Below are 26,894 nucleotides of genomic sequence, written 5' to 3' on the forward strand. Positions count from 1 at the left end.
TTACTTGCCGCGTGAGCCTGCGGACGACCGCGTACGAGTCTTCGCAGACCCGCCCTTGGCAGCACCCGAACCACCGCGAGCACCCGAACCGCCGCGGCCACCGGCGGAACCGCCACCAGCCCCACCAGCACCCCGCGGGGCCGAGGAGGTCCACCAGTGCCGCAGGTAGGCGCTGACCTTCGCGAATGAACGATCGCGGATGAAGATCGCGTCGACGGCGATCATCGTCAGCGAGAACCACGGCAGGCCCATGAGCAGCGCGATGCCCAAGTGGAAGGACAGGATGCCCAGTAGAGCGATGATGCGGGTGTAGCGGTTGAACAGCATGAATGGGAAGGCGCACTGGAAGAGGATCGATCCCCACGAGATCGCTACGACCATCGGCCCCCACGCCGTCATCAGGTCCGACAGCACCGGCCACGTGCCGAACTGCTGAGTGTGCAGCGGGTTGTACACGGCGAATCCGTGCTGCCAGGCCTCGCCTCCGGCCTTGTACAGACCGCCGGACATGTAGATTGCGCACACCTGGAACGCGAGCACGACGATGGCGAGATTGTTGGCCATGATGAGCGCCCAGCGCCACTGCCCGCCGTCGTTGTCCGGGAACTCCGGGTTCCGCGCGCGCCGCCTGGCGTCGAGGGACCATCTGCGGGTCGTATCGGCGAAGAGCATGGCGATCATGAACATCCGGTAGGCGTTGTCGCCCTGATCCCCTGCCCCGTCGTTGAGCTCGATGAAGCTCACCCACAGCACGAGGTAGATCGGCAGGACGATCCTTGTGCGCCACCCGAGGATGATGACGATCGCCAGCAGCGCGAGCCCGATCATCATCGCCGTGAACAGCGGCGGCGTCGTCACCGCTCGGTGAAAGAGGGAGAAGAGCCAGATGGTCGGGAAATCGCTCTTGGGTTCGGCGATCTCCCCGTTCCAGGCCGATCCCACACCGAAGGTGTAATGCCGAGCGCTGAAGTTCGTGAGGATGAGGCCGAGACCGGCGAATCCGATGAGGATCCGTGTCACCGCCAGCCCGTATGTCGCGTGGTACCGGCCGGTGAGCATCTCCTCGAGCCAGTTCCACCCCTGCGCGAGCTTCGTCCGCACGAGGGTCGTCACCGGGACCAACCCGAATTCAGGAGCCGAATCACTCGCCGAGGCGGTCCCATCGTTTCCGCGGCCGGCGGAGTCCGAACCGTGGTCCTTCTCCGGTTTCCGCGCCGAGGCGGTGCCGGCGTTCGCGTGGCCCGCGGAGTCCTTCACCCGGCCCTGCGCCGAGGCGGCCGTGCCGGTGCGCTGGTCAGTGACCTCTGCATCGTGGTCGTCCCCGCCTGTGCGGGTCGTGTCATCACTGTTCACCGACGCACCTCACTTCGTCCGAGGCACAGAAGTACTTCGTGAATTCCTCTTGGGACTGATGGTCTTCGACGACGAGTGCGCGCCATCCCACGGGGACGGGTTGGATGTTCGGACGCTTCGCGTCTTTGTCGTTGCGTTCGGCGAAAGGCACGACGTTCTGACGGGCGGCCTGGTATTGGACGCGCTGGACGTCGTCGCCCCAGATGGCCTTCGCCACCTGCGTCGCATACGCGGTGGCCAGATGTTCGCTCTCCAGGTACGCGGGAATCGCGTTCTCCGGGTCGTCGTATTCCCCCAGCTTCGTCTCCAGCCGGTCGACGGAATCGTCGCCCTTGAAGTAGTCGAGTTTGACGATCGCCTTCTGATCGTCGGGCAGATCTTCCCACGAACCTTTGATGTCCGAGGCCACTCCGATGCCCAGCCCCGCCGACCGCGGCGGGAACAGCTTGTATGTCGAGTGGTCGAGTTCGACATCGGTGGCCCGCACCCATTGAGTGATCTCTTCGCCGCTGTCGGTCTTGATCACCGCGCGCACATCGAAGTAGTAGTCGCCGTTGATCGGCTCGGGGGCGAACACGCTCCACGACTGTCCCCACAGCGGGATCATGTATTTGGAGAGCAGGTCACCGGGAATCACCTCCCTCGCCGTCGAGGCAGGGGCGATCCACAGGAAGCTGGCGAAGATATGGAACCCTGTGATCGCCATCGCGATGACCATCAGGGTCCGTTTCACCGCCGAACGTCTCCGAGGTGTGACCTCGGTCGACTCATTGTCCATCTCGGTTCCGGAATTCTCTTGGGAATACGACTGCCGTCACCGCAGGTCCCGCGCCTCATCGGTCGCTTGGCAGATCTCTCGGTGACAACGCACAGTCAATAGGGTACTTCAGCTGTGGCACTGCCCGCCCGGGCAGCGGCAGAATCATTCGCGGTCATCAGGCGCAAGATGACTTCCTCACGATGACTTGCCGATTCGCGGCGCACGCCCGAGGTCTATTCGGCCGCCCTCAGCCACGCCTTGACCGCTTCCGTGGAATCGCCGAGCGTCGGCGGAGCCAGTTCGTAGCTCGGCGGGGTCTCGGACAACCGGATCGGGTTGCGGACGGTGGGGATGACGCGATCGCCCTGACCCGCCTCGGCGACGGGCTCGAGTCCCAGCGACGATGCCAGGTCCACACCTTGGGCGATCGAGTTGATCGGCGCGCAGGGCAGCCCCGCCTCGGTGAGGATGTCGAACCATTCCTGGTTCGTCTTCTCGCTCAACGCGGCGATGAGCTCGGGCTCGAGGTCATCGCGGTTGACGTTGCGGTCGGCGAAGTTCGCGAACCGTTCATCGGTCGCCCATTCGGGGTGGCCGAGCACCTCGGCGAGCCGGGCGAACTGCTTGTCGTTGCCGCACGCGATGATGATCTGGCCCTCCGCCGTGGGCATCGGCTGGTACGGGTAGAGGCTCGGGTGCTTATTGCCCATCGCCTGCGGAGTCACGCCGCCGGCCACATATGCCGAGGTCTGGTTCGCCAGCCCGGACAGCGCCGAGGACAGCAGATTCGTCTCGACCAGCTGACCGGTCCCGGTGTCCTTGCGGTGGTTGAGCGCGCCGAGGATGCCGACCGCCGTATGCAGTCCCGTGATCACGTCGACGACAGCGACACCCGCCTTGACCGGGCCCGACTCTTCGGAGCCGGTGACCGACATGAATCCGGACAGACCCTGGATGAGCAGATCGTAGCCCGGCTGAGGATTGTCGCGACCGAAACCCGTCACCGAGGCGTAGACGATGCCCGGATTGACCGCGCTGACCGACTCATAGTCGAGGCCGTACTTCGCCAGTCCCCCGGCCTTGAAGTTCTCCACGAGCACATCCGCGCGAGCAGCGAGCTGCTGGGCGAAGGAGAGGTCGTCGGAGTCCTTGAAATCGAGGACGACGGAGTGCTTGTTCCGGTTCGCCGTGAGGAAATACGTCGCATCATCCCCTCGCCGAGGCGGCGCCCAGTGACGTGTATCGTCCCCGGTTCGTCCCTCCACCTTGATGACCGTGGCACCCAGATCCGCAAGCATCATCGTCGCGTAGGGGCCGGCGAGGACTCGGGAGAAATCGGCCACGATGGTTCCGGCCAGAGGCCCCGTCCCCTGCCGTCCGAATGCTGCGTCTGCTGCTGACACTTGATGCCTCCTTTGGCACGTTCTACTTGCCTGTTCTTCGCCTGACTATACGGAATCGACATGGCCGCCCTGGCCTGTGGGGTGAGCGTCCGCGGAAACGAGCCGAGAGCCGGGCGGGCGGCAACGAAATCCGTCGACCGCCTCGGCGAGATTCTGGCTACACTCGGCTCAGCGACAGTCCACCAGCGAAGGGACGAACGATGACGTTGCACATGCCGGCGGAGACCGCCGCCCAGGACCGAGTCTGGATGGCGTTCCCGTCCTCCGGCTACGCGCTCGGCGACACGGAAGCCGAGGCCGAGGCGGCACGCGCCACGTGGGCCGCCGTTGCCCGCGCCACCAGCGAATTCACCCCTGTCACGGTCGTGGTGACCAGTGCACAGACCGATCATGCCAAGCGCCACCTCGGCGAGGGGATCAACCACGAGATCACGATCGTCAACGCCGAACTCGATGATGCGTGGATGCGCGATATCGGACCGAGCTTCGTCGTCGACGAGGCGGGTGCGCTGCACGCGGTGGACTGGGTGTTCAACGGTTGGGGCGCGCAGGAATGGGCGAGCTGGGATCACGATGAGCACATCGGAGAATTCGTCGCGGGCCTCGCCGGGACTCCCGTGGTGTCCTCGGATCTGCGCAACGAAGGCGGCGGATTCCACGTCGACGGTCAGGGAACGGTGCTTGCGACGCGCAGCGTCCAGCTCGATCCCGGCCGCAATCCGGGACTCACCGAAGCCGATGTGGAAGCCGAATTCGCGCGCACGATCGGGGCCAAGAAGGTCATCTGGCTCGACCGCGGACTCCACCGGGACAATCAGACCTTCGGCACCCGTGGACACGTCGACATCGTCGCCGCGATGCCCAGCCCCGGCGTCGTCCTCGTCCACGATCAGCGCAATCCCGAACATCCGGACTTCGAATTCAGTCGCGCACTCAAGGAGCAGTTCGCGGCCGAGACCACCGCCGACGGCACGCCCTTCGAGGTGGTGCCGATCCCGGCGCCCGAGGTGCTGCGCGACGAAGAAGGGTGGGTCGACTATTCGTATGTCAATCACCTCGTCACCAACGGCGGGGTCATCGCCTGCACCTTCGACAATCCGATGGACGCCGAGGCGGCAGCCGTGCTCGAGCGCGTCTACCCGGGGCGGAAGGTCGTCGGGGTCGATGCACGCGAACTCTTCGCCCGCGGCGGCGGAATCCACTGCATCACCCAGCAGCAGCCGAGCCTCGGCTGAGTCGAGCCGGAACCTGCTGCAGGTCCCGGCTTCCAACCCCCGGGCCACGCGTGCCGAGCCGGGATCCCGCGTGCCGAACCCGGGATCGTCGAGAATCTGCGATGACGGCGCGGGTGAATCCATACCCGTACGAGCACGACTCGGTATAAGCTGGATCTTGAGGGCACAGTGCCCGTGCGCTGCCACATCGTTGCCCGGACCTGTGTCGCACAGCAGAGCCGAATACGGTGACGTCGAGTTGCGAAGAGGAGCAAGACCATGAAGAAGAGATTGATTCTCCTGGCCGGTCTCGGAGTCGGATTCATTCTGGGATCACGCACCGGTCGCCAGAGCTACGAACGGCTGAAGGCCCAGGCTCAGGATCTGTGGACCGACCCGCGCGTCCAGGACACCGTCGAGAAGGCCAACCAGTCTATCCGCGAGAAGTCGCCGGCAGTCGCCGATGCCGTTCAGACCGCGGCCGACAAGGTCAACGCCGCCGCTGCCACGAACACTCCCGTCTCCGAATTCGACGGCGACGAGGACTCGACTGGTGCGAAGGCAGACACGACCGCGAAGAGCACCACCGCCGCGCAGGAAGCAGCGAAGTCGAACACCACGGCTAAGCACAAACCGTCGCCGAAGGCCCAGGATTCGATCACCGATCCGGAGCGTCACCTCGACGACGAAGGACCGGCCGGAGTCGCCGACGACGACTGAGCAACGGCAGACTGGCTGAGTCAGTCGGCAACAGCCCAGGAAAAGGTGAACAGCCCATGTTTGAAACAGGGCTGTTCACCTTTTTCTGGGCTGTTCGCAGAATCCGCCGCTGGTGGGCCGGCGCCTACAGCAGCGAGCTCGTCAGGCGGGCCACGTTCTCCAGATACTTCTTCAGCAGCGGCCGCGCCTGCCATTCCTCGGCATTGAGCTCGACCGAATTCGGTGCATAGCGTTCGGCCTCGAGGTCGTACATGCGCTGCGTGAATTCCTTGTTGACGATGAAGAGCGTGACCTCGAGGTTCATCGCGAAGGACCTCTCGTCCATATTCGACGAGCCGATGATCGAGACCTCGTCGTCGATCATGAGGAACTTCGAGTGCAGCACCGTCGGAGCGTGGTACATGAAGATCCGCACCCCGGCGCGCACCAACTCGTCATAGTACGACTGCTGCGCCTTGTGGGTCAGCCAGTGGTCGCTCGTCTCACCGACGTACAGACGCACATCGACTCCCGATCTGGCCTCGGTCGTCAGCGCGTGCAGCAGGGACTCGTCGGGCACGAAATACGGTGAGCAGACGACGACGCGACGATTCGCGTTGTAGATGAGGTGGTTGAACAGGCGCAGATTGTTCTCGTCCTCGAAGCCGGGACCCGACGGCACGATCTGCGCCTGGACGCCGCCGAATTCGGGGGCCTCGAGCTCGAAGCTGTCGGGTTCGTCGAGGATCTCGTCGGTCTCCGAATACCAGTCGGTGATGAACACGGCATCGAGCTCTTCGACGACCGGCCCACGACATTCCACCGACAGGTCCTTCCACTGGAAGCCCTTCCTGCGGTTGCGGGCCTTGTTGTATGTGCGGTCGATGATGTTCTGCGAACCGGTGAACGCGACCTCCCCGTCGACGACGAGGATCTTGCGGTGATTGCGCAGGTCGGGCCGCTGGTATTCGCCCCTCCAGGGGCGGATCGGCAGGGCACGGCGCCAGCTGATGCCCGAACCGTCGAGCTTCTTCACCAGTTCCGAGTAGCCCGGGTAGCCCAGCGATCCCACATGGTCGATGAGGACCCGCACACTCACACCGCGCCGGTGCGCGGCCAGCAGCGAATCGAGCAGCCGCCTCGTCGTGTCATCGATGGCGACGATGTAGAACTCGAAGTGGACGAACCGCTGTGCTCGGTCGACGGCATCGGCCATCGCCTCCATGCAGGCGTGGTTGTCGACGTGGAGGTCGAAGGAGTTGCCGTGGGTCATCGGCAGGGCACCGAGATCGAAGTTGAGCTGCGCTGCAGTGCTCAGCGGTTCGGGCATATGGTCCTGGCGTCCGACGATCGCCTGGTGGCGGATCTGATCGCGGAAGAGGTCATTCATCTTCGACTGTTTGTCCCGCCGCCGCTTCGGCAGCTTCGACGATCCCAGCAGCAGGAACGCCGCAATGCCCACATAAGGGATGAGGAAGATCGCAAGCAGCCAGCCCAGCGCGACCGACGGCCTGCGATTGTGCGGAATCCACCCGAGCGCGATGATGCGGATGATCATGTCGACCAACAGCAGGATGACGATCAGCCAGTTCGGCCAAGCCTGATTGATGTTGAAGAACGGATAGATCCCGAAACTGCTCATATAGTGCCCGTTCAGCCCCGCCCTGTTCGTCACCGGTTGGGTTATCGGCCTCAGATGGAGGATGTCAGATTGCCATCCATCGTATCCTGCCCGCCCCGCGCGCACTCGCCCCACCCCGCCGTCGGCCCTCTGCCCGAGCCCGGGCATACTGGAAGCAGACATCAATTGCTGAGAGCGAAGGTGCTGAACGTGATTCGAGACATCAACCCCGAAGGCTCCGACCGTTCGGATACCGCCGACAGCGCGAGCCGCGGTCCCGATATCGCCGACGCCGAGGCGGTCCCGATCAGGCCCGCCGTCAGCGTGCTCATGCTCCGCGACGGAGAAGAGGGTGTCGAGGTGTTCGTCCAGCACCGGGTGTCGACGATGGATTTCGCCGCCGGCGTCGTGGTCTTCCCCGGCGGTCGCGTCGACCCTGTCGATGCGACGATCGCACCGACCATCGCCATCCCCGATCCGCAGGTGCACACCTCCGCATGGTCCGATTCGACCATCGCCGAGGATGCCGAGGGTTGGCGCGTCCTGCTCGCCACCGCTGTGCGCGAAGTCGAGGAGGAGACGGGCGCGGTCCTCGACCCGGCTGGGCTCAAGCCGTGGGCGAACTGGGTGACTCCCTTGGGTCGGCCCAAACGCTTCGATACGTACTTCTATACGATCGCGGCTCCCGAGCTCGCCGCCGCCCAGCATCAGACGACGGAGGCGCACACGAGCGAGTGGCGCTCGGTGACCGGGATCCTCGCAGACGAGGGAGCCGGACGGCTGAAGCTCATGCGTCCGACGTTCGTGCTGCTGCGTGAGCTCGCGGAGTTCTCCACCGTCGCCGAGGCGATCACCGCCGAGAGGATCATCGATCCAGTCCGCCCGGAGTTCCCCTCCAACCGCGGGTCCTGACTCAGCCCTTGGCGCGTGCCTTCATCGCGGCCAGGCGAGTGGCGACGACCTGTTTCTGCTCGTCGGTGCCCAACAGCGCGGCGAGTGCTTCCTGTTCGGCGTCGAGCCCGGTGGTGAGGTCGGAGTCATAGGACAGGTCAACGAGCCGCTTCGCCCACACCAGCGCCGACCGTGACTGGCCCGCGATCTGCCGTGCCAGTTCGAGAGCACGAGCCAGAGGGTCCTCGGCGATCTCTTCGACGAGGCCGATGCGCAGGGCTTCTTCGGCACCGATCGTGTCGGCGGTGACGATGAGCTTCTTCGCCTGAGCCGGTCCCACGAGTCGCGGCAGCAGCTGGGTGCCGCACATATCGGGGATGATCCCCCAATTGAGTTCCATGAGTGAGAGCTTCGCATCTGGTCCGGCCACACGCATGTCCGCGCCGAGGGCGATCTGCAGTCCGCCGCCGAGCGCCGCCCCGCGTACCGCCGCGATGACCGGAACCTCGACGAGCGACCATACGTGCACGGCTTTCTGCGCCAGGGCCCGGGCCGAACCGAGTCGCTCGCCGATATTGACGGCGGTGGCCACGGAGCCCGCCGCACCCGATTCACCGGCACCGGCGGCCTGCTCGGCCGCTTCCTCGGCGGATGAGCGGGTCGCGGCTCCCGCCTCGGCGATCCGGGCCATCTCGGTGAAGTCGAGACCGGCGCTGAAGGCACGACCGCGACCGGACAGGACCACGGCCTTGACTTCGCTCGAACCTTTAAGTGCCAGCCCCGCCTCGACGAGGTCTTCGAAGACCTCGCGAGTGAGCGAATTGAGCTTCTCGGCACGGTCGATCTCGACGTGGGCGACGCCGTCGGTGATCGCGTAGACGACGGTCGAGTTGGTGGTCTCGGACATGAATGGGCCTTTCGACGACGATGCCGGTGCGCAAACCACCGGCACAAGCGGAACATGACGCAGCCGCAGGCGATAGGCCACCGACGCCGGCGACACTGAACGAGCGATCAGCTGCGTTTCCTGAAGCCTAGCGGAGCACCGGTCAGGGTCAAGACGAAGACCACTATGAGGGAGCTCGCGCACATGGCGACGACTCCCGGCCAAGCGAAGTCGGCGAAGAGGACCGCCGAGAGCCAGGCGCCGAGGCTCGTGCCCAGGTAGTAGACGGTGAGGTAGATGGCCGCAGAACGGGTCGAGTCGACTCCCGGCCGGGCGGCGCTGGCCGCCGCGGAGGCACCCGTATGCCCAAGGAAGAATCCGGCGGTGAGCAGCGACATGCCGATGATGATCACCACGAGCGAATCGACCAGAGTCAGCCCCGCACCGGCGAGCGCGATGACCATTCCCGCCAGGGTGATCCGAGTGCGTGAGTACTTCGTGGCCAAGCGGCCGTAATACGTGGTGACGACGGTGCCGACGAGGTAGATGAGGAAGAACAGCGCGACTGCGCCCTCGCTCAGGTGCCACGGATCCTGCTGGAGGCGGGTGCCGAGCATCGTGAATGATCCGCCGAAGATGATCATGCACAGGAACCCGGTGAGGTAGATCCTCCACAGACCTCCGCGCAGCGGAATCGCTCGCCGAGGCGGCTGCGCGTTCCCAGCCCCACCGTCGTCGGCGGCGTCGCCGGAAGAGTCGGCATCGCCGTCGACGGACCCATCGGTGGCGCCGTCACCTGCGGTGACAGCGTCAGGGTCGGCCGCCTCGGTGAGGGTGGGATTCGTGTCGGACGGAATGGAGTCGTCCGTGTCGAGGACAGCCCGGCTGCGGGCGGTGGAGAAGAGATCGTGGCGCAGCAGCCAGACGACGATGAGCCCGAAGATCAGCGACACGACCGCGGTGAACGCAAGCCCACCGTGCCAGCCGAGGAATTCCGACGCCAGCCCGGTGAGCAACCTCGAGCAGAGCCCGCCGATCGTGTTGCCGGCGATGTAGACCCCGATCGCCCCGGGCAGCGCGGCCGGCGGCAGACGAAGCGACAGATAGGCCATGGCCGTGGCCGGCACCGAGGCGATCGCCAGTCCCTGGAGGAACCGGACGACGATGAGCAGCTCCGGGGTCGGAGTGAAGGGAAGGACGAGCGCGAGGATCGCCGCGACGATCACCCCAGCACCGATCTGGCGGGCGTGGCCGATCCGCGGGGCGAGCATGGAGAAGGGAATGAGGAAACAGGCCATGGCCACGTTCGTCGCGGACACGGTCAGGCTCGCCGTCGGACCGTCGATTCCGTAGGCGTCGCGGATCGCCGGCAGCAGGCCCTGGGTCTCGTAGAGGACGAGGAAGACGGAGACTCCCGCGAGGAAGACCGCGGCTACGGTACGCCGAGTGCTCGTCGGACTCGGCTCACCTGTGCTCATGAGCCCTACGCTATGCCTCCGGCATTCGCGGCTCAAACGATTCCGGGTCCCGGACCGTGTGAGTCCGGACACCGCGGGGATGCGGAGGATAACCCCATCGCGGAGGCGGCCCTGCGACTTCTAGGCTGAAGACCAGAAGTTCGACGAGCAGTGAATGGACGTGCCAGCGATGACGGCGACCAGCGAGATTCCCGCACTCAGCGCAGACCCCGCGAACCGCTCTGCCGCACCCTCTGACTCACCCTTTGCTCCACAGAACCCAGCCGCGCCCTCCCCCGGCGTCCCCACCTCGTCCCTGGAATCGCTTGCGCCTTCCGAAAGCCAGCCCGCGGACGTGCCCGGCAACCGCTCCTTCGTCATCACCTGGCTGCTGTCGATGCTCTTCGGGGTCCTCGGTCTTGATCGGTTCTACACCGGCCGATACCTCACGGGCGCACTCAAACTGCTCAGCCTCGGCGGATTGGGGATCTGGTGGCTCATCGATCTCGGCATCGTCCTCGCCGGCGGTCTGCGCTATCGGCGGGAGCCGCTGCGCGGTTACGCGCAGGACAGGGAGATCGCGTGGATCGCCACCGGGTTCACTCTCATCGTCGCCTATTCGATGCAGGTCGACGAGCTCGTGACGACGCTGCTCGGCAGCCTCTTCTGAGACGTTTCCGCCGCCTGTTCTGATGCGCCTCGGCAGCCTGTTCTGAGACGGTTCGCCGACAGTTCACGACTGCCTCAGGTCTGCCTTTCCTGAAAACTGCACGTTCTCGGTCTAGGCTCGAGATCAGGACAGTCCAAGGAGGCACAATGAAACGGCAATTCCCCATTGTCCGGATGGTCACCGGCGAATCGGCAGGCAAGCAGATCGCCGGAGCGGCGGCGGCCGCCTCGGCGCTCGGACTCGGCGCGCTGGCAGCATGGGATCTCACGCAGAAGAAGCATTCGATCCTGCGCAACTATCCGATCGCCGGGCACGCCCGATTCCTGCTGGAGTCGATCCGGCCGGAGATCCAGCAGTACTTCATCGAACGAAACTGGGACGGACGCCCGTTCAATCGCGACACCCGCACCACCATCTACGAACGAGCCAAAGGCACCCACTCGGAACACGCGTTCGGCACCGAGCACGATGTCGACCGCGCCGGCTACGAGGCGCTCATGCACTCGAACATGCCGATCCCCAATCCGCCCAGGCCACCACGCGTGCGCATCGGCGGTGACGAGTGCACTCAGCCCTACGACATCTCGTTGCTCAACGTCTCGGCGATGAGCTTCGGCTCGCTGAGCAACAACGCCATCCGGGCCCTGAACAAGGGTGCGGCGCTGGGCGGATTCGCCCACGACACCGGTGAGGGATCGATCTCGCCGTATCACCGTGAGCACGGCGGCGACCTCATCTGGGAGCTCGGCACCGGATACTTCGGCGCCCGCACCCCCGAAGGAGAATTCTCCCCCGAGATCTTCGCCGAGAAAGCGCAGGACCCGCAGGTGAAGATGGTCTCGCTCAAGCTCTCCCAGGGTGCGAAGCCGGGCATCGGCGGCGTGCTGCCCGGGCCGAAGGTCACCGAGGAGATCTCCGAGATCCGCGGCATCCCCGTCGGCCAGACCTGCATCAGCCCTCCCGGACACACGGTGTTCTCGACTCCGATCGAGCTGCTCGAGTTCATCCGGCAGATGCGTGAGCTCTCCGGCGGCAAACCCGCCGGATTCAAACTGTGCATCGGCTCGCGCACGGAGTTCCTCTCGATCGTCAAGGCCATGGTGGAGACCCAGATCCTGCCGGACTTCATCATCGTCGACGGCTCCGAAGGCGGCACCGGTGCTGCACCGTTGGAGTTCGAGGACAATGTCGGTCTGCCTCTGACTCAGGGGCTGATGATCGTCCACAACGCGCTCGTCGGCGCGGGCCTGCGGAAGAAGATCAAGGTCGGCGCCTCGGGCAAGATCGCCACTGGCACCGATATCGTCAAACGCCTCATCCAGGGTGCGGACTTCACGAACTCCGCCCGCGCGATGATGATGGCCGTCGGCTGCATCCAGGCCCAGGCCTGCCACACGGGCAAATGCCCCGTAGGCGTCGCCACACAGGATCCGCGGCGAGCGCGCGCCATCGACGTTCCCACCAAGGCCGAACGTGTGCGCAACTACCACGACGGAGTCGTCGCCGAGGCGGTCCGCCTCATGGCATCGATGGGTGCGGCCGCACCGGACGAGCTGGAGCCGACGATGCTGCGACGCAATGTCTCGGCCTCCGAATCCTGGTCCTATGCTCGCCTCTACGACTGGCTGAAGCCCGGCGAACTCCTTGATGACACCCCCTCGGAGTGGGCAGACGACTGGGCCACGGCCCGCGCGGACACCTTCACCATCCCCCGCGGACACAGCCGCTGAGTGAGAGGATTCCTATGACCACTCTTGTCCTTCTCCATTCGGCTCTGGGGCGGACGTCCGGGATGGATGCCATCGCCGAACGCTTCGCCCTGGCCGGATGTGCCGTGCACACTCCCGACGTCTATGCGGGCAGGACCTTCGACGACGCAGAATCGGGAGTCGCCCACTCCCAGGAGCTCGGGTTCTCGACCCTCGTCGATCGGGTGAAGGACGCCTGCGAGGACCTCGGCGACGATCTCGTCTTCGGCGGATTCTCGCTGGGGGCCGCCCTCGCTCAGCAGATGGGCAAGAACGATCCGCGCGCCCGCGGCGTCCTGCTCTTCCACGGCGGCGGCTTCCCGAAGCCGACGCGCTGGCAGGCCGGAGTTCCGGTGCAGGCTCATTTCGCCGTCGATGACTCCTGGCGTAGCCCGGGAACGATTGAGACGCTCATGGAGTCTGCGACGAAGGCGGGTGCGCAGGCGGAGTACTTCCTCTACCCGGGCAGCACCCACCTGTTCAGCGACCCGACCACCCCGGACTACCGCGAAGACAGCGCAGAACTGCTCTACGAACGGGCTTTGGCTTTCCTCGACCGTTTCTGAAGTCCACTTCCCGGCTCCGGGACGCCCTTGCACGCAGACCATCGGTTGTCCAGCCTCGTCCACGCTGGCGGGCGCGGCCCGCCCATGTCACAGTCGGCCGCCTCACCCCATGACGAGGCCGTTGTCGACGATGAGGTTCTGGCCGGTCACCGCACGCGAGGCGGGAGAGGCGAAGAACACCACCGCCGAGGCGAAGTCCTCCGGAGTCGTCACCCGTCGCAGCGCACTGGCGGCGGCGATCTGGTCGAAGACCTCTTCGGGTGTCGCCGAGGACGCATCGGTGGTGCGCAGCAGTCCGCCGGAGACCATGTTCACCCGCACCCCGGCCGGGCCGAGATCCTTCGCGAACGTCCTGGTCAGCGACAGCAGCGCCGCCTTGCCTGCCGTATAGTCGTGGTACGGCACGACCGGGTCCTGGAACAGGTTGGTGCCGATGTTGATGACGCGGCCGGAACCGAGCTCGCGGAAACCGTGCATCGCGGCCTGGATCGTGTTGACCGCACCTTCGACCGAACCGCGGAACTGATCGGCGAAATCCGAATAATCGATCTCGTCGGCCGGTTGGCGTTCATCGCCGTTGAACGAGAAATCTGCGAGAGCATTGTTGACCACAGTGGATACGGGAGAACCGAACTCGGCGGCCGCGGTTTCGAACATGGCGTCGACGGCGCGGGAATCGGTGACATCGGCTTCGATGGCCACCGCACGTCCACCGCGAGCGCGGACCGCCTCGGCGAGTTCTTCTGCGGTCTCGGCCGAGTACCGGTAGTTGATGACCAGGGCCGCACCCTCGGGCGCGAAGGCCTTCGCGATCGCAGCGCCCAGGCCGCGACCGGACCCGGTGACGAGCACGACCTGCTCATCGAGTGGCAGGGCCTCGGAGGTGAATGCCTGTGGGTTGCTCATCGCGTGTCTCCTTCGGACGTCGGTGGGCGGATCCTGACCCCACCATACCCAGGAACCGCCAGCACCGAAGCCGAGCGCCGCGAGACGGTCTGCAGCGCGACAGATGTTGGGTCGATCCACGGTGATATCGCGGCCCAGAACACCGTGGATCGACCCAACAATCGCGCGGTGGCCGTGTCCGCACCCAACTCGGGCAGGAGCGGACCGCCGGAACGATTTCCTGGTCGATCCAGATCGTTTTCGACGTCCAGAACACCGTGGATCGACCAGCAAATCGCTGCGAACCGCGCGCACATGGGCCACGGAACGTGCTCTCAGCGGCATGAGTCCATAGACTGAAAAGAAGACCACCATTGTCCATCCCCAGGAAGTCACCCTTATGAACGAGCTCGGCGCCGGCATCTCCATCGGAGTCCTCGCGGCTCTCGTCGTCTTCGTCATCTACTTCATCGGAGCGAAGCTCGGACGATGGCAGCCCAGGAACCCCGCCAGTGGAGGCGGTGCTCAGGGCGGCTACCCACAGACTCAGTACGGTCAGAACCCCTACGGCCAGCCCGGCTACGACCAGTCCGGTCGCCCGTGGAGCAGCGAGGACGAGACTCGCGTTCTTCCCAGCAACGCGCAGGGCTACAACGCACAGGGCTACGACGACGCCGATCTGCCGCGAGCGACGAAGAACGAACTCGCCGCCAACGTCCAGCACTCCGGCCAGATGATCGAGGCCAACCGACGGGCTGCCACCGCGGCCAACGGCGACACCGTCGCAGTGTTCACCTACATCCTCGGTGCCGCACTCATCGCCGTCGTCGCCTTCGTGTTCTTCAACAACCTGCTGCTGCCGGCCACCATCGGCGCGCTGACGGGCGCGATCATCTGCGTGGCGCTGTCGGCGACCTACACGATCAAGCACCTGGACTTCTGGCCGGACAATGCGACGATCTCGATCATCAACCTGCTCGTCGCCCTGGCCGCGTCGATCTTCATGTACATCGGGTCCGTGCAGACGGTGCGCGACAACATCAGCCTGTCCACGATCACCGACTCGTTCGACGCCCTGCCCTTCGGCGACGGCTTCTCCGCCTTCGCCGTGGCCATCGGCGACCGGGTGGTGACGTTCTTCAAGGACTTCGGCTTCTTCGGCTTCGTGTTCCTGCTGTTCATGGGCATCGGCTGCATCATCGTCTTCACCCTCGCCGCTAAGTCGCTCGTCGACGTCATGGATTGGCGGATCTTCGCCCAGTTCGGCCACAACGTCACCGATCGTCCTATGTCGTATTCGCGTGCCGTGCGCTTCCAGACGTCGAAGGTCTCGCACACTGTGACCTCGCTCGTTCTCGCCGTCATCGCTGTGCTCGCCGCCACAGGATTGCTCTATGACGGCTTCACCTGGTTCACACGCTGATGAACATCTCAGAAACCGGGCGGTAAGATAGGTCCGGAATTCCCCCGTCGTGACGCGTCACGCGCGCCTCTGCGGCCGATATCGACACCGACGAACGACCCGAAAAGGGATGAGTACTTCAATTGGCGAATGGCAATGCAACATTTCGGCACTCGAACGTGGCCCTGCTCGGCCTGACCGAGACCCTGGCCCCGAACGAAGTGACCTCGCAGGAATTCGACGACCGCCTCGCCGATACGCTGTCATCCCTCAACCTGCCGCAGGGTCTGCTCCAACGAGTCGCCGGTGTGTACGCCCGCCGCAACTGGGATGAGCCCCACCAGTTCGCCGATGGTGCGATCACGGCCGGAAAGAAGGCCCTCGCCGAGGCGGGGGTCCCTCCCGACGCCATCGGACTGATGGTCAACACCTCCGTGACCCGCGAACACCTGGAACCGTCCGTGGCCGTCGGCGTCCACGCCGGCATCGGACTCGGCCCCCAGGCGATGAACTTCGACATCGCCAACGCCTGCCTCGGATTCGTCAACGGAATGACCCTGGCCGCGAACATGATCGACGCCGGGCAGATCGAATACGCCCTCATCGTCGCCGGCGAAGACGCCTCCCGTGTTCAGGAGGCGACGCTGCGTCGCCTCAACCGTCCGGACATCACCCGCGAGGAATACCTCAACGAATTCGCGTCCCTGACCCTGGGTTCCGGCGCTGCCGCCGCCGTCCTCGGCCCTGCCGACAAACATCCGGAGGGCCACCGCATCCTCGGCGGCATCACCCGTGCGGCCACCCAGCATCACGAGCTGTGCGTCGGTGACCACAACGGAATGTTCACCGACACGAAGGGGTTGCTCTCCGGCGGCATGGAACTCGTCGTCGCCGCGTGGGAGGAAGCCCACGAGACCGGTTGGAACTGGCGGGAGATGGACCGCTACGTCATGCACCAGGTCTCCGATGTGCACACGAATTCGATCACGAAGGCCGCGAACCTCGACCCCGACCGGATTCCCGTGAGCTATCCGGAGCTGGGCAACGTCGGCCCCGCCTCCCTGCCCATCACCCTGTCCCGTGAGGCCGAGAACCTCAAACCCGGCGACCGCATCCTGTGCATGGGCGTCGGCTCCGGACTCAACACCGCCATGACCGAGATCGAGTGGTAGAGACTTCATGAGATTTCCTGCACGGCCGGCCACGACTCCCCCGCAGCTGCCCGAGTGGGACCCCGCCTGGTCCCGAATCGTCGAGGCGGAAACCTCCGACGGGACGCACGCGTTCCATGTGCTCGACACGCTGCCGGCCCTGACCGCTGCCGGGGTGGAGCCGACGGGCACGATCGTCGCCCTCCACGGCAACCCGACCTGGTCGTATCTGTGGCGCAGGCTGGCGCAGGCCACCATCGATGACGCACAGCCCGGCGGCCGCGCCTGGCGGCTCATCGCCCCCGACCAGCTCGAGATGGGCTTCTCCGAACGGCTCGCCCACTCCTCGATGCCGGCCCCGAAATCCGCAGAAGTCCGTCGCATCGCCGATCGCATCGCTGATTTCGACGCGGTCGTCTCAAACCTGTTCGCCGAGGTGGCCGCCACCGGATCCGCCACCCACCCGATCGTGACGATCGGTCACGACTGGGGCGGAGTCCTCTCCCTCGGCTGGGCCGCCAGGAACACCGAACTGGTGTCCGCGGCGATCAGCCTCAACACGGCCGTCCACCAGCCCGAGGACGCCCCGGTGCCCGCACCGCTGCGCGCGACCCTGGCCGGGCCCATGCTGCCTGCGGCCACCGTTCTCACCGACGGTTTCCTGCGCGTCACCCTCGCTTTGGGTGACCTCGATGCCGAGATCAAGAACGCCTTCCACGCCCCGTACCGGAGGGCAGAGGACCGGTGGGCGATCGGCAACTTCGTCGCCGATATCCCCGTCGATGGCACTCATGCCTCCGATCCCGAACTCCAGCGCATCGGCCAGGACATCGCTGCCTTCGACAAGCCGGCCCTGCTCGTCTGGGGCCCGAAGGATCCGGTGTTCCTCGAACGCTATCTGCGCGACCTGCGCGAGCGCCTGCCGCAGGCCGATGTGCACCGATTCGAAACGGCCTCCCACCTCGTCAGCGAAGACCACGACGTGCCCGGTCTCGTCCTCGACTGGTTGAGCGCCCAGTTCGATGCGCCCACCACCGCGAACACCCCCACCGAGGCGGCCCCCGCGAAGGGATCGTCCGAGCGGAAGGGCACGGCCGCCTCGGCGACGGGATCGATCCCTGCCGCCGCCGGCTCAGCGTCCGAGGCTGATTTCCGCGCGGTGACGGCGATCCTCGATGCCCGCCGTGACGACGAGGCGATCGCCTCGGTCGACTTCGCGCAGAATCCGGCGCAGCAGATCACCTGGCGCCACCTGTGGCACGTCACCACGTCGATCGCGAACGGACTGCTCGACCTCGGCGTGAAGCCCGGGGACCGGGTGTCCATGCTTGTGCCTCCGGGCAACAATCTCACCGCCGCCCTCTATGCGTGCCTGAAGATCGGTGCGGTCGCCGTCGTCGCCGATGCCGGACTCGGCCCGAAGGGAATGACCAGGGCGATCACCTCGGCCGATCCGCAGTGGATCATCGGCGAACTGCCCGGACTCGCTCTGGCCCGCGCCTTCGGCTGGCCGGGACGACGCATCTCCGTGCGTCCGCTCGGACCTGTGCGCTCGCGGATGTTCAAGGCGGAGACGAGCCTGACCGAGCTCTCCCGCACCCCGCACCGGGCCGAGCTGCCGACCCCGGAACCGGATGCCGATGCGGCGATCCTCTTCACCTCCGGGTCGACGGGACCGGCGAAGGGCGTGCGCTATACGCATGCGGACATCTCCGCGCTGGCGGCCGTGCTGACCAGGACCTTCAACGTCACCGAAGGCACCGGGCTGGTGGCTGGATTCCCACCGTTCGCCCTGTTGGGACCGGCCATCGGGGCCACCTCGGTGACTCCGGACATGTCGGTGACGAAACCGAAGACGCTCACGGCCACAGCGATCGCCGATGCGATCATCGCCGGACGGGCCACCATGGTCTTCGCCTCCCCGGCCGCATACACGAATGTCGCCGCGACCGCCGGCGAGCTCGACAAGCAGCAGCGGGAAGCGTGCGCCGGGGTCGAACTCGTGCTCTCGGCGGGTGCGCCCGTGCCGCTGGAGCTCATGGATGCCATCGCCGAGGTGTTCCCGAACGCGTCCATCCACTCCCCCTATGGCATGACCGAGGGGCTCCTGCTTACCGACATCGACCGTGACGGCGTGGCCGCCGCCGATGCCACCGGTAGCCTCGGGGTCTGCGTGGGGCAGCCGATCGACGGCGTCGAACTCGCTCTGGCCCCCATCGATGAGTCGGGACGTTCGGCCGATGAGCTGCTCCAAGGTGCGGCCGCGCAGGGCCGCCTCGGCGAATTCGTCGTCAGTGCCGCCCATATCAAGTCCGGCTACGACAATCTGTGGCGCACCACTGCGGATTCGGCGCGTGATGATCTGCACGGTCTGGCCTGGCACCGCACGAACGACATCGGCCACATCGATGAGAACGGTCGTGTGTGGCTCGAGGGACGTCTGCAGCATGTCGTCACGACTCCGCGCGGGCCGGTCGGGCCCGGAGGCCTTGAAGCGCTCATCGACGCCGATGCGCAAGTCAGCCGCAGCTCGGTCGTCGGCATCGGTCCCGTCGGCACCCAGGCCCTTGTGGCCGTGCTCGATGCTGAGGGCACCTCGCTGTCTCCCGGTCTGGCGCCCTTGGACCTGACGGCGCGCCTGCGGGAGAAGGTCGCCGAGGCGGTCGGTCATGATCTGACCGCGGTGCTCGTGGCACCCGAGTTCCCCACCGACATCCGCCACAATTCGAAGATCGACCGCTCCCGCCTCGCCGCCTGGGCCGACAGCGTCCTGGCTGGTGGGCCGGTGCGGGGAAGCTTCTAGAGGCATCGCCGATATCTGCGCCACCCCCGAATCTGCGTCGTCCCCGTTCACGAGGAGCTGAAGTGAGAATCACCGTCACCGGAGCCTCCGGGCTGCTCGGTTCGTCCGTCGCGCGTGCGCTCGTCAACGCCGGTCACGAGGTCACCACTCTGCAGCGTCGCCCCTCAGGGGTCGACGGTGCCGTCGATGTCATCGGTTCGGTGACCGATGCGGCCGCCGTCGATCAGGCCGTCACCGGCGCCGAGGCGGTCGTTCATTTGGCCGCGAAGGTGTCCATGATGGGTGATCCCAAGGATTTCGAGGCCGTGAACATCGGCGGGACCTGCACACTCGTCGATGCGGCGCGGGCCGCCGGCGTGCAGCGTCTGGTCCATATCTCATCTCCTTCAGTGGCGCATACCGGTGAGTCGATCATCGGCGACGGTGCCGAACCGGCGTCTCCGGAGTCTGCGCGCGGCGAGTATGCGCGGACGAAGGGCGCCGGTGAGCGGATTGCTCTGGGCGCGGACTCGTCCGACTTCCGGGTGCTCGTCCTGCGTCCGCACCTCATGTGGGGTCCGGGTGATACCCAGCTCACTGAACGGGTCATCGACCGTGCCCGATCGGGACGGATGCCGGTGCTCGGTTCGGGAGCGGCGCTGGTCGACACCCTGTTCGTCGACAATGCGGTGGAGGCGATCGCCGCTGCGGTGACCGCGGTCGATTCCACCCATGGTGAGGCACTGGTGGTGACGAACGGTCAGCCTCGGCCGATCGGTGAGCTGATGTCACGCATCGCGATCGCCGGCGGTGCGGCGGAGCCGAAGCTGCGCATTCCGGTGGCACCGGCGCTGGCAGCAGGGTCTGTGGTCGAAAAGGTGTGGGAGTTCGGAGAGCATGACGACGAACCGCCGTTGACGAGGTTCCTCGCCGAACAGCTGTCGACCGCGCATTGGTTCGATCAGCGGCGGACGCAGGAAGTCCTCGGTTGGGCTCCCCGAGTCAGCATCGAAGAGGGGCTGGAGAAGTTGGCACAGCACTACCGGCCCTGATCAGCGCGGAGGGATCTGATGCTCGTCGAGCTGGATCGCCTTCGACGGGCACAGGTACTCTGCTGCCCGGACGGCCTCCCGCTGCGATTCGGGAGGTGACGTGTCGTTGAGCTTCGCAAATCCCTCATTCTCATCTGGGTTCGAAAAGACTTCGGGCGCGACGAATCCGCAATTGCCGGACGCAACGCACATGCTCGAATGCAGTGTGATCTTCATCGGTTCGCTCCTGAGTGGTGGATGCGGCACATCGGTTTGAGGATCAGGCATGGACGTCACCCTCGGTATCGTCGCACGAGCGGACAGGTGTAGGGATCCTGTCCTCTCACGCCGACCTGGCTGAGATAGGCGACAACCGTGGCCGCTGCCTCGGTCAGTGTCCTCTCCGTGTACGGGATGTCGTAGCGGGCGCAGCGCTCGCGGACGATCGTCTGCATCTTCGGGAGGCTGGTGCGCGGCGCGGCCGGGAACAGGTGATGTTCGATCTGGAACTGCAGACCGCCGAGGAAGAATCGTGCCACCGGCCCGTCCTTGATATTCCTGGACATGACCACCTGCCTGCGCAGGAAGTCGATGTGGATTCCCTTCTCGACGGTGGGCATCCCGATGTGGTTGAGGGCGAAGGCCCCACCGAGAAGGATCCCGAAGAAGCCGACCTGCACACCGAAGAACGCGCACGCCATGCCGAATGGCAGCACAACGAAGAGAAGCGAGAGATAGCCTCCATGCCGGACCGCGATCAGCACGATCTCGGTGATGCGGTGAGGCACATTCGGAGCCGAGAACAGGGTCTTCAGCGATGCGTAATGAAGGTTCGCTCCCTCCAAGAACAGCAGGGGGACGAAGAACGCGCCCTGGTGACTGGAGAGAAAGGCTCCTATCCCTCTGCGACGGCCCGCGGCGTTGGGGGTCATTGCAATGAGACTGGAGTCGATGTCGGGGTCGACACCCTCCTGATTCGGATAGGCGTGATGCGTGTTGTGTTTGGCCATCCACCAGCTGAAGCTCAGCCCCATGAACAATCCCGCGATGATGCGCGATGTCCACTCGTTCCATGCCCTGGAGGCGAAGATCTCACGATGCGCCGCTTCGTGGGAGAGGAAACCGAGCTGTGCCATAACCATCCCGATCAGACCGGCGGTGATCAGTTGGAACCAGCTGGTCCCGAAGACGATGACGGCGGCGAGCAGACCGGCCAAAACCACCAGCCAGGCAGCGATCCGACTGATATAGAAGGTTCGGTTTCGAGTCATCAGACCGGCATCATGGATGGTTTCGCTGAGTTGCCGATACGACTCGACGTATTTGGCGACCGCCATTGATTTCACCCCGCCCGAGAATGGTCGACGGGTTCACAGGCTGGAGCCATTGTCCAGTGCCGTTCTAAACCCTTTTCAACATCGTAGGTTCGCTGGTCGTAAACAGCAATGGACGAGTCTCATAGACAGACCACGCACAGCCAGGGGTCGTGCCTCACATAGATTTCCCCGCGGAACTCTTCGCTCTCAAACGTCGACACAACGACGGGATCTCGGCTTTCTCCGTCCCGTCATCAGAAGCGGTGCCCGGCGAGTCAGCTTCAGCAAGCTCATCCGCTGACTTACTGGGTTCCCCTGCCCGCAGGGCGACTTCGATGTCGTCGAGACTCACCCCGCGTCGGCGCGAGGGCTTCAGAGCCGGTACTGGTTGTTCTCCTCGGCTGAGGGACCTCTGCGTTCCGGTGCCGCAGCTTCCTCAGCTTGTTCATCGGCAGGCTCTTCTTCAGCCGAGTCTGCCGAATCCTCGGCCTCGTCCGGCATCTTGCCGGAGAGCGCGTCGGCCGACATTCCGGGTTCACCGGTCGGCGGCGCCTCGAGCGAGGAGCCACTGGCGGATTCGTCGAATTCCTCGGGGTCGAGCGTCGCCGGGTCTTCGGCGGGTCCTTCGAGTTCGGGGTCGGACGCCGAGGCGGACCCGCTGTCACTGACATCGTCCTTATTCAGCGACGGAGCCGCGGACATGTCGTCGTTCTTCGCATCGGTTGCACCGGCCTGCGGGGCGCTGGTGGGTAGAGAGGGGAACGACGGCGGCATCGGCGGAGGCGGGGGCAGTTCGGACGAATCCCCTGACTGCGCGGCAGGCTTTTCAGCGGGCCGAGCCGGTTCATCCTCGACAGCGGCTGTGCCGGCGGTTTCGGTGTCACCGACGCGGGTGCTTCCCGCTTCGGTGTCTGCGGCGCTGGCGTTGGCGGCTTCGGAGCCGCCGGACGGCGCGGAGGCTGATGGCTGCGCGGAAGTGACGGGTGCTGCCGACTGTGCGGGCTTCACCACCACTGTGGGCTTCGCAGAATCCGTGGGTCGTCCCTCTTCTTGCGGGGCCTCGCCGCTTTCGGTTCCGTCAGATTCCAGCGACGATTCCGTCTCGCTGTTCTGCTCATCTGCGTGCTCGGCCGCGTCGGCCTCAGACGCTTTCGACCCGGCGGTCGTCGCCTCGTTCGGCGCAACGGTCGCCGCACCGTCGGCAGCGGCGCTGGTCTCAGCAGACTCCTCGCCCTCGGTCGTCGCCGCGGCCCCAGCCGCGTCCGAGCCTTCAGCTGTCGCACTGCCAGCGGACTCGCTCGCAGTCGGAATCGCCTCGGTGGGTGTCGACTGAGCCGATGCACCCTCGGCGGAAGCCCCCTCGGTGGAAGCCTCCTCGGCTGACCCATCGGACGAGGCCGCCTCCGACGATTGGGCGGTCGACCCCGGCAGGGCACCGTCGATGCCTTCGAGGCTCACTCCCGCCTCGGCGGCGAGTCGGGCACGTCGTTCGGCACGGGCCTTCGCCCGCTCGTCTTCGCTCTTCTGCGCCTTCGCCTTTGCCTTCGCCGATTCGCCCTTCGGCTGGGTCGGGCGCACGGCCTCCCAGATGAGCAGGACGACGAGCATTGTCAGCCCGACGATGACGCCCATGAGGATCGAACCCCACGGTCGCGCCATCGCGAAGAAGTCGAAGATGGCGTTCAGACCGAACATGACGGCGAGGCCGAGGATCAGTGCAACCAGGAATCTCATATCCCCATTGTGCCCTCTCCTGGTCCGAGTGCAGGGAAATGGGTCCACTTTCGTGCCGGTGGCGATCCCCGAGGATGCGCCCCACCTCAGCGAATGACTGTGCCATGCGTCACAATGGGAGCATGAATACCACCATCGAGAACTCCGCTGAAAGCTACGACGACGTCGTGGCCCGCATCGCCGAGGACGCGCACGGCTTCTGGCTCGAGCAGGCCAAGAACCACATCGACTGGGTCACCGAACCGACGAAAGCCGTCGACGATTCGAATGCGCCGATCTATCGCTGGTTCCCCGACGGCGAGCTCAACGTCTGCTACAACGCGCTCGACCGACATGTCGCGAACGGCCGCGGCGACCAGGCCGCCATCATCTACGATTCGCCGGTCACAGACACCGTCCGTTCAATCACCTACGCCGAGCTTCTCGACGAGGTCTCCCGCTTCGCTCGGGCCCTGGCGGACAGAGGGGTGACCAAGGGCGATCGCGTCGTCATCTACATGCCGATGATCCCCGAGGCAGCCGTGGCCATGCTCGCGTGCGCCCGCCTCGGCGCGATCCACTCGGTCGTCTTCGGCGGCTTCGCGCCGAACGAGCTCGCCGTGCGCATCGACGACACCGCCCCGAAAGCCGTCATCTCCACTTCCTGCGGAGTCGAGAAGAGCCGAGTCCTCGAATACAAACCGATGCTCGATGAGGCCATCGAGATCGCTGAGAACAAACCGGACTTCACCGTCATCGTCCAGCGCGACGAACATCGCTGCGAACTCGACGAGAACGACCTCGACTACGCCGAACTGCTCGCCCAGACGCCCGAGGGCATCGACCCGGTGACCGTGAAGGCCACCGACGAGCTCTACGTCCTCTACACCTCGGGCACCACCGGCAAACCGAAGGGAATCGTCCGCGACTCCGGCGGATATGCGGTGGCCGGAGCCTTCTCGATGCCGACCGTCTTCGGCCTCCACCCGGGCGACACGATGTTCACCGCCTCCGACGTCGGGTGGGTCGTCGGGCACACGTACATCATCTACGCACCCCTGCTGGCCGGCGTCACCTCGGTGCTCTATGAGGGCAAACCCGTGGGCACACCCGATGCCGGAGCCTTCTTCCGCGCCATCGAGCAGCACAAGGTCAACGTCCACTTCACCGCCCCGACCGCCATGCGCGTGGTGCGCAAGGAGGACCCGAACGGCGAGCTGATGAAGAAGTACGATCTGTCGAGTCTGCGTGCGGAATTCCTCGCTGGCGAGCGCCTCGATCCCGACACATATGAGTGGACGACGAAGATCCTCGCCGAGGCGACCGGACGCGACGTCCCCGTCGTCGACAATTGGTGGCAGACGGAGACCGGCTGGCCGATCACGGCGAATCCGCTGGGACTGACCCGGTTCCCGCTCAAGGCGGGATCCTCGACGAAGCCGACTCCCGGCTTCCACGTCGAGGTCGTCGACCCCGGCGGTCAGCCAGTTCCGGCCGGGGAGGAAGGACTCATCGTCATCCGACTGCCGTTGCCTCCGGGCACCATGGCCACGGTGTGGGGTGACGACGAGCGGTTCATCTCCTCCTACCTCGCCGCCTTCGACGGCTATTACCTCACCGGCGATTCCGGCTATCTCGATGAGGATGGGTACGTCTTCGTCATGGGTCGCACCGACGATGTCATCAACGTCGCCGGCCACCGCCTGTCCACCGGCATCATCGAGGCGGTCGTCGCCTCCCACCCGGCCGTGGCCGAGGCCGCTGTCATCGGCGTCCACGATGACATGAAGGGACAGATCCCACGTGCGCTGGTCGTGCTCGGGGATTCCGCCGAGGCGGCCGACCCGGACACCGTCATCGACGAACTCGTGGCGCTCGTCCGCAAAGAGATCGGACCGGTCGCCGCATTCAAACGCGTCGACATCGTCGCGGGTCTGCCGAAGACCCGGTCGGGCAAGATCCTGCGCAAGACGATGCGGCAGATCGCCGATGGCGCCGACGACCCGGCAGTGCCGTCGACGATCGAGGATCGCAGCGTGCTCGATGACCTCGGGGCGGTGCTCTCCCGCAGCTGAGCGGTGAGCGGGCCGTGCTGCCGCATGATCGTTGCGCCGGCAGAAGTGCCGTGGATACGCCTGTGCACCGCGCGGGGAGTCTCGGCACACAGACGCAGACGCGATCCGGTGCGAACCGTGGAGGTTCGCACCGGATCGCGTCAATGTTTCACGGTGCCGTTCTGTTGATGGACAGCGCGGATGTGCGGGCCGGCATCGCGTTCTCGGGTGGTCGGGAGAGTGTCTTCGCACGACCCAACGGTCGGCCGCCGGCGGAGAGCACTCCACCGGCGGCGTCGCTTACGAGTTGCGTCCCTGTTCGAAGCCCGCGGCGAATCCGCGCTCGAAGGCCTCTTGGACCTCCTGTTCGCGGCTGCGGCGCTCATCGGCCCAGCCGAAGGGGTCGAATCCTCGTCGGCCCGGACCGAAGCCGGGACCGAAGTTCGGGCCGAATCCGCGCCGTCCGCGGCCTCCCCCGCGGCGGCGGTCGTGGTCGCCGTTCCCACCACGGGGTCCATGAGCCTCGTGACGGTCAGGGCCGCCTCGGTGATCGTCATGGTCGTGGGGGTGTTCGCGGTCGTACGGTCCGTTATGGCGGGCCGAGTCGTCGCCGCAGCGATCGGGGCCGAAGTTGTCGACGATCTTCGCCAGCGAGGCCTTGAGGTTCTCGAATTCTTCGGAGGTGAGCACCTCTTCGATGCGATCGCCGACTCCGTCGCGCATATCGCGGAAGCGCTGGCGCAGCTCTTCGGGATCGATGTTCTTCGATGGCCCCCATCCACCTCGGCCGCGCGGCGGACCGTAGGTCACAGGCTCTTCCGGGTAGGCGGCACCGTCGGCGACGACCTCATCGGAGTCCCAGCGGCGACGTCCTCGCCGCATACGCCCGAAGTCGCGAGGGTCGAATCCGGAGTCGACCGCAGCCGAGCGGAATTCGCGACGCAGCACGTGGCTGAACTCGCGCAGCAGCTGCGGCAGATCGGTGTCGGTGTCATCGCCCTTGCCGTCGCCGGAATCGGCACCGTTCACGGACTCAGTGCGCGCGGCCGAATCATTCTCCGCCGCATCGGTCTTGCCCGCTTCGCCCGGCTGTTCGCGATCGGAGCCGAGGCTCGAGGCGCTGCCGGCGACGGTGTTCTCGCCGGTGTTCGGCGAGTTCTTCCGGTCATCGGCACCTGCTGCGCCGGCTGCCCCGGTCGGGGTGGTGAAGTCGTCGTTGTCATCGTTGAAGTCGTTGTTTTCAGTCATGTCATCTCCTTAGTTGTCATCTGACATGTACATGCAGAATGACA

General features: G+C 65.6%; 22 protein-coding genes. 11 read left to right on the forward strand and 11 right to left on the reverse strand.

Going from position 1 to position 26,894, the window contains the following annotated elements:
* The 3 genes from AC239G_RS17405 to AC239G_RS17415 form a co-directional block, all read right to left on the reverse strand.
* Positions 1–1,353, reverse strand: a complete 1,353-nt coding sequence (locus tag AC239G_RS17405; RefSeq protein ID WP_367647504.1) for an HTTM domain-containing protein — start codon at positions 1,351–1,353, stop codon at positions 1–3.
* Complete coding sequence (locus tag AC239G_RS17410; protein WP_229664072.1) at positions 1,343–2,086, reverse strand: DUF5819 family protein; 744 nt, start codon at positions 2,084–2,086, stop codon at positions 1,343–1,345. The genes AC239G_RS17405 and AC239G_RS17410 overlap by 11 nt, the downstream gene beginning before the upstream one ends.
* A gap of 260 nt (positions 2,087–2,346) precedes the next feature.
* Positions 2,347–3,516, reverse strand: coding sequence for a CaiB/BaiF CoA transferase family protein (locus tag AC239G_RS17415; RefSeq protein WP_172171953.1), 1,170 nt, complete (start codon positions 3,514–3,516; stop codon positions 2,347–2,349).
* A gap of 200 nt (positions 3,517–3,716) precedes the next feature.
* On the opposite strand from AC239G_RS17415, the gene AC239G_RS17420 reads away from it, so the two are divergent.
* Both AC239G_RS17420 and AC239G_RS17425 read left to right on the forward strand, forming a co-directional pair.
* A complete protein-coding gene (locus AC239G_RS17420) occupies positions 3,717–4,751 on the forward strand; it encodes an agmatine deiminase family protein (protein ID WP_487489399.1) in 1,035 nt (344 codons plus the stop codon).
* Between the two features lie 258 nt (positions 4,752–5,009).
* Entirely contained in the window at positions 5,010–5,450 is a 441-nt protein-coding gene (locus AC239G_RS17425) for a hypothetical protein (protein ID WP_172171956.1), read from the forward strand.
* 124 nt (positions 5,451–5,574) lie between these two features.
* Here AC239G_RS17425 and cls read toward each other — a convergent pair whose 3' ends face one another.
* Entirely contained in the window at positions 5,575–7,071 is a 1,497-nt protein-coding gene (gene cls / locus AC239G_RS17430; RefSeq protein WP_487489400.1) for a cardiolipin synthase, read from the reverse strand.
* Between the two features lie 189 nt (positions 7,072–7,260).
* Between cls and AC239G_RS17435 the strand changes: the two genes are divergently transcribed.
* On the forward strand, positions 7,261–7,962 hold the full coding sequence (locus AC239G_RS17435) for an NUDIX hydrolase (RefSeq protein ID WP_487489401.1): 702 nt from the start codon (positions 7,261–7,263) through the stop codon (positions 7,960–7,962).
* Position 7,963: 1 nt separating this feature from the next.
* Here AC239G_RS17435 and AC239G_RS17440 read toward each other — a convergent pair whose 3' ends face one another.
* Complete coding sequence (locus AC239G_RS17440; RefSeq protein ID WP_487489402.1) at positions 7,964–8,848, reverse strand: enoyl-CoA hydratase-related protein; 885 nt, start codon at positions 8,846–8,848, stop codon at positions 7,964–7,966.
* A 107-nt stretch (positions 8,849–8,955) separates the two neighbouring features.
* Entirely contained in the window at positions 8,956–10,305 is a 1,350-nt protein-coding gene (locus AC239G_RS17445; RefSeq protein ID WP_487489403.1) for an MFS transporter, read from the reverse strand.
* 169 nt (positions 10,306–10,474) lie between these two features.
* On the opposite strand from AC239G_RS17445, the gene AC239G_RS17450 reads away from it, so the two are divergent.
* The 3 genes from AC239G_RS17450 (at position 10,475) to AC239G_RS17460 (ending at position 13,268) form a co-directional block, all read left to right on the forward strand.
* Positions 10,475–10,954, forward strand: coding sequence for a TM2 domain-containing protein (locus AC239G_RS17450; RefSeq protein WP_487489404.1), 480 nt, complete (start codon positions 10,475–10,477; stop codon positions 10,952–10,954).
* Between the two features lie 146 nt (positions 10,955–11,100).
* On the forward strand, positions 11,101–12,684 hold the full coding sequence (locus tag AC239G_RS17455) for an FMN-binding glutamate synthase family protein (RefSeq protein ID WP_487489405.1): 1,584 nt from the start codon (positions 11,101–11,103) through the stop codon (positions 12,682–12,684).
* 14 nt (positions 12,685–12,698) lie between these two features.
* The gene (locus AC239G_RS17460; RefSeq protein ID WP_482400910.1) at positions 12,699–13,268 is read left to right on the forward strand and encodes a dienelactone hydrolase family protein; all 570 of its coding nucleotides are present in this window, start codon (positions 12,699–12,701) and stop codon (positions 13,266–13,268) included.
* A gap of 102 nt (positions 13,269–13,370) precedes the next feature.
* Here AC239G_RS17460 and AC239G_RS17465 read toward each other — a convergent pair whose 3' ends face one another.
* Positions 13,371–14,174 (reverse strand): 3-oxoacyl-ACP reductase, encoded by an 804-nt coding sequence (locus tag AC239G_RS17465; RefSeq protein ID WP_180987753.1) that lies wholly within the window; start codon positions 14,172–14,174, stop codon positions 13,371–13,373.
* A gap of 379 nt (positions 14,175–14,553) precedes the next feature.
* Here AC239G_RS17465 and AC239G_RS17470 point away from each other — a divergent pair, with 379 nt between their 5' ends.
* The 4 genes from AC239G_RS17470 (at position 14,554) to AC239G_RS17485 (ending at position 20,540) form a co-directional block, all read left to right on the forward strand.
* Complete coding sequence (locus AC239G_RS17470; RefSeq protein ID WP_482400911.1) at positions 14,554–15,576, forward strand: hypothetical protein; 1,023 nt, start codon at positions 14,554–14,556, stop codon at positions 15,574–15,576.
* 122 nt (positions 15,577–15,698) lie between these two features.
* Positions 15,699–16,727 carry a 3-oxoacyl-ACP synthase III gene (locus AC239G_RS17475; RefSeq protein WP_487489406.1) on the forward strand — a complete coding sequence of 343 codons (1,029 nt, stop codon included), beginning with the start codon at positions 15,699–15,701 and terminating at the stop codon, positions 16,725–16,727.
* A gap of 7 nt (positions 16,728–16,734) precedes the next feature.
* Positions 16,735–19,509 (forward strand): alpha/beta fold hydrolase, encoded by a 2,775-nt coding sequence (locus AC239G_RS17480; RefSeq protein WP_487489407.1) that lies wholly within the window; start codon positions 16,735–16,737, stop codon positions 19,507–19,509.
* A gap of 62 nt (positions 19,510–19,571) precedes the next feature.
* The gene (locus AC239G_RS17485) at positions 19,572–20,540 is read left to right on the forward strand and encodes an NAD-dependent epimerase/dehydratase family protein (protein WP_434592138.1); all 969 of its coding nucleotides are present in this window, start codon (positions 19,572–19,574) and stop codon (positions 20,538–20,540) included.
* On the opposite strand, the gene AC239G_RS17490 is transcribed toward AC239G_RS17485, so the two are convergent.
* From AC239G_RS17490 to AC239G_RS17500, 3 genes are all read right to left on the reverse strand, one after another.
* Positions 20,541–20,756 (reverse strand): ferredoxin, encoded by a 216-nt coding sequence (locus tag AC239G_RS17490; protein WP_167854476.1) that lies wholly within the window; start codon positions 20,754–20,756, stop codon positions 20,541–20,543. It abuts the gene before it with no gap.
* 56 nt (positions 20,757–20,812) lie between these two features.
* Positions 20,813–21,856 (reverse strand): fatty acid desaturase family protein, encoded by a 1,044-nt coding sequence (locus AC239G_RS17495; RefSeq protein WP_139469024.1) that lies wholly within the window; start codon positions 21,854–21,856, stop codon positions 20,813–20,815.
* A gap of 351 nt (positions 21,857–22,207) precedes the next feature.
* Entirely contained in the window at positions 22,208–23,569 is a 1,362-nt protein-coding gene (locus AC239G_RS17500; RefSeq protein WP_434592143.1) for a hypothetical protein, read from the reverse strand.
* A gap of 122 nt (positions 23,570–23,691) precedes the next feature.
* Between AC239G_RS17500 and AC239G_RS17505 the strand changes: the two genes are divergently transcribed.
* Positions 23,692–25,623 carry an acetate--CoA ligase gene (locus tag AC239G_RS17505; protein ID WP_434592146.1) on the forward strand — a complete coding sequence of 644 codons (1,932 nt, stop codon included), beginning with the start codon at positions 23,692–23,694 and terminating at the stop codon, positions 25,621–25,623.
* 279 nt (positions 25,624–25,902) lie between these two features.
* Here the strand turns inward: AC239G_RS17505 and AC239G_RS17510 are convergent, their stop codons facing one another.
* Positions 25,903–26,850: a hypothetical protein gene (locus AC239G_RS17510; protein WP_487489408.1), complete on the reverse strand. Its 948-nt coding sequence runs from the start codon at positions 26,848–26,850 to the stop codon at positions 25,903–25,905.
* Positions 26,851–26,894: the final 44 nt, after the last annotated feature.

The sequence above is a fragment of the Brevibacterium sp. Lmc1 genome, assembly GCF_057654315.1.